At 72.5% G+C, this 3271-nt stretch carries 3 protein-coding genes; 2 read left to right on the top strand and 1 reads right to left on the bottom strand.

Going from position 1 to position 3271, the window contains the following annotated elements; translation table 11 throughout:
* Positions 1-778 (top strand): phosphotransferase (locus AOK00_RS25645; RefSeq protein ID WP_055602623.1); only part of this gene is annotated, 778 nt, incomplete at its 5' end.
* Between the two features lie 37 nt (positions 779-815).
* On the opposite strand, the gene AOK00_RS25640 is transcribed toward AOK00_RS25645, so the two are convergent.
* Positions 816-2429, bottom strand: coding sequence for a protein kinase domain-containing protein (locus AOK00_RS25640; RefSeq protein WP_055602622.1), 1614 nt, complete (start codon positions 2427-2429; stop codon positions 816-818).
* Between the two features lie 275 nt (positions 2430-2704).
* Between AOK00_RS25640 and AOK00_RS25635 the strand changes: the two genes are divergently transcribed.
* Positions 2705-3271 (top strand): protein kinase domain-containing protein (locus tag AOK00_RS25635; protein ID WP_159041849.1); only part of this gene is annotated, 567 nt, incomplete at its 3' end.

The raw sequence follows: 3271 nt of genomic DNA, 5'->3' as shown, positions 1-3271 counted from the left end.
CGCCGCCGGCCGCACGGTCGCCGTCGTCGACGGCCACTGCTACGCCCTGCACCCCTGGATCGACGGCCGCCACCGCGACGGCACCCAGCTCTCCACCGGCTGCTCCCGGCGCCTCGGCACCCTCCTCGGACAGGTCCACACCGCCCTGGACCGGGTCATGGAGCCCTCGGGGCCGGACGGGGCGCCCGGCACCGCCGAGGACGGCGTCTGCGCCAGCGCCGACCTCCAGGACACCTTCCGCGCCATCGACGAACTGATCCGCCTCGCCCGCGCCCACCGCCCCCGCGACAGCTTCGACGCGCTCGCCGAGCACCGGCTGAGGGAGCGCCGCAGGCTCCTCGCCCAGCACGCCCACCACCGGCCGCCGCCCGCCGCTGCCGCCGGCTGGGTGCACGGCGACTTCCACCCGCTGAACCTGCTCTACCGGGGCGCCGAGCCCGCCGCGATCGTCGACTGGGACCGGCTCGGGGTCCGCCCGAGGGCCGAGGAGGCAGTCAGGGCCGCCGCCATCTTCTTCGTACGGCCGGGGGGTGAGCTGGCCCTGGAGAAGGTGCGGGCGTACGCGCGCGCGTACCGGCGGGCGACCGGCGCCGACCGCGCCGAGCTGGCGGCGGCGGCGCACCGGGTGTGGTGGGAGCGGCTCAATGACTTCTGGACCCTGCGCTGGCGCTACCAGCTGCACGACCGAAGGGCCGACCCGCAGTTTCCTGCGGTGTCGGCCCTGGCGGTCTGGTGGACCCGCGAGTACGAGGCGGTGAGCGACGCGTTCGCGGGGTGAGGCGGGGTCCGGCCCGGGAAGCCCGGGCCGTGCCCGGTCAGCCGGTCTGGGCGCCACCCGTCGGCGGCGGGTCCGAGTTGTTGCCACCCCCGGTGGGACCGGTGGGCGTCTCGGGCGACGGCGTGCCGGTGGGATCCGTGGGCTGACCCGTCGGCTCCGTCGGCTCGTCCGTGGGCTCCGTCGGCGGCTCGGTCGTCTTCGACGGCTCGGTCGTCGGCGGAGTCGTGGTCGGCGGCTGGGTCGTCGGCTCGTACGTGGTCGGCGGCGGCCACGGCGCCTCCGAGACGCCCCCGTCGCTCGTGCCCGTGTCGGTCGACGGCTCCTGGGAGGGCTCCTCCGACGGCGTCGGCTCCTCCGACTGCGTCGACGGCGAGGTGCTGACCGTCGGCGTCGGCGTGCCGCCCTTCTGGTTGCCCGGGTCGCCCGCCTTGTCCAGGGCGTAGACGACACCGGCGACGACCGCGACCAGCGCGAGCGCGGCGAACAGCCAGATCTTGCCGCGGCCGTTGCCACCGTTGCGCGAGCCGTACGAACCGTCCTGGCCGTAGCCGCCGTTCCCGCCCGCACCGCCGTCGTAGCCGTACCCGCCGTCCTCCGGGTTCACCGGGGGAAGGATCGGACGCTGCGCGGTCTCGCCGTGCATGGGGTGGCCCATCGCGGTCGTCGCGGCCATGCCGCCGCCCGGGGTGTGACCGCCCTCGTGCACCTCGACCGGCCCGGTGTTCCACGTGCCGGTGTGACCGCCCTGCTGCTGGAGCATCTGCAGGCCGTACTGGATGAGGCCGCGCATCTCCTCGGCGCTCTGGAACCGGTCGTCCGGGTCCTTCGCGAGCGAGCGCATCACCAGACCGTCCAGTTCCGGCGGCACGGACTGCGTGACGTCGGAGGGCGGGACCGGTGCGTCCTGGACGTGCTGGTACACGACGGACAGCGGGGTCTCACCGGTGAACGGGGGTCGCAGCGCGAGGAGTTCGTAGAGGAGGCAGCCCGTCGCGTACAGGTCGGAGCGGTGGTCGACGGCCTTGCCGAGCGCCTGCTCCGGGGAGAGGTACTGCGGCGTGCCCATGACCATGCCGGTCTGGGTCATCGTCGACTGCGCGCCGTGCAGGGCACGCGCGATGCCGAAGTCCATGACCTTCACGGCGCCGCCGTGGGTGATGATCACGTTCGCCGGCTTGATGTCACGGTGCACGATGCCGTGCTGGTGCGAATAGGCCAGCGCCTCCAGGACGCCGGAGACGATGATGAGGGCCTGCTCGGGCCCGGGGGCCTCGGCGCTGAGCAGCAGGTCGCGGATGGTGCGGCCCTCGACCAGCTCCATCACGATGTACGGCACGGGCCGGCCGGCCACGAGGTCCTCGCCGGAGTCGTAGACCGCGACGATGGCGTGGTGGTTGAGCCCGGCGACCGACTGCGCCTCGCGGGTGAAGCGGGCCTTGGAGACCGGGTCCTCGGCGAGATCGGCGCGGAGGAGCTTGACCGCGACCGTACGGCCGAGCCGTACGTCCTCGGCGGCGAAGACCTCCGCCATGCCACCGCGACCCAGACGGTGCGTCAGGCGGTAGCGGCCGTCGCCGACGACTCCGCCGACGCCCCAGGACTCCGCCGACGACTCCGGCACACCGCCGCCTGCTCCGGATTCGGGTGCCATCAGTCCTCGCCGTCGTCTGTCGTGCCGTGTCCAGTCGTCACGCTACAGGCTCCGTACGACACCACGGTCCGAGATGGACCGGCCATCCAACCCCTTCCACGTACACCTGTGCAAATTCGGCAGGATTCCTCCGCCCCCGGGGAAACGGTTCGGAGAACCTTCCTGTGCGGAGGGTCACGGAACGGGCACCTGGCTTGACGTGTCACTGCCCTCGGGCAGACTTGGCCAGGAAATTCCGGATCAACGCCGCCACGCGCGCGTAGGGGGAAGCACAGATGAGCCAGGACGGCGCACAGGGCCGCTATGCGGGCGGTTCGGTCGCGGGCGGCCGGTACCAGCTGCGCGACCTTCTCGGCGAGGGCGGCATGGCGTCGGTCTACCTGGCCTACGACAGCGCGCTCGACCGCCAGGTCGCCATCAAGACGCTGCACACCGAGCTCGGCCGGGAACAGTCCTTCCGCGAGCGCTTCCGCCGCGAGGCGCAGGCGGTCGCGAAGCTGTCGCACACCAACATCGTCTCGGTCTTCGACACCGGCGAGGACACCCTCGACGGTGCCGTCATGCCGTACATCGTCATGGAGTACGTGGAGGGGCAGCCGCTCGGCTCGGTCCTCGCCGCGGACATCCAGCAGTACGGCGCGATGCCGGCCGACAAGGCGCTGAAGGTCACGGCCGACGTGCTCGCCGCCCTCGAGGTCAGCCACGAGATGGGCCTGGTCCACCGCGACATCAAGCCCGGCAACGTGATGCAGACCAAGCGCGGCGTGGTCAAGGTCATGGACTTCGGCATCGCCCGGGCCATGCAGTCCGGCGTCACGTCGATGACCCAGACCGGCATGGTC

It is taken from the genome of Streptomyces aureus (assembly GCF_001418135.1).
Taxonomy (GTDB): Bacteria; Actinomycetota; Actinomycetes; order Streptomycetales; family Streptomycetaceae; genus Streptomyces; species Streptomyces aureus_A.
This window is presented reverse-complemented; position numbering and strand designations above follow the sequence as displayed.

Excerpts from the sequence above, each read along its gene's own strand:
- AOK00_RS25640 (WP_055602622.1), bottom strand. The coding sequence starts at position 2,429 with ATGGCACCCGAATCCGGAGCAGGCGGCGGTGTGCCGGAGTCGTCGGCG.